Annotated in this window: 1 pseudogene; it reads left to right on the forward strand. The window is 73.1% G+C overall.

The annotated features are described in order from the left end of the window. Positions 1-308, forward strand: a pseudogene (locus tag ETD85_RS66625) (chitinase); the annotation flags it as partial.

A 308-nucleotide genomic window follows, 5' to 3' on the forward strand; every position in this document is an offset into this window, starting at 1 on the left:
CGGCACCACCCTCATCACCACCGTCACCGGCACCACCCACACCGACACCGGCCTGACCGCCAGCACCGCCTACACCTACACCGTCCGCGCCCGCGACGCCGCCGGCAACCGCTCAGCCGCCAGCAACACCGTCACGGCCACCACCACGGGCGGCGGCGGCACCGACACCACCGCGCCGACCGTGCCCGGCAACCTGCGCTCGACCGGCGTCACCAACACCAGCGTCACCCTGGCCTGGGACGCCGCCACCGACAACGTCGCCGTCACCGGCTACGAGATCTACCGCGGCACCACCCTCATCACCACCG

The organism is Nonomuraea zeae, assembly GCF_005889725.1.
GTDB classification, from domain to species: Bacteria; Actinomycetota; Actinomycetes; order Streptosporangiales; family Streptosporangiaceae; genus Nonomuraea; species Nonomuraea zeae.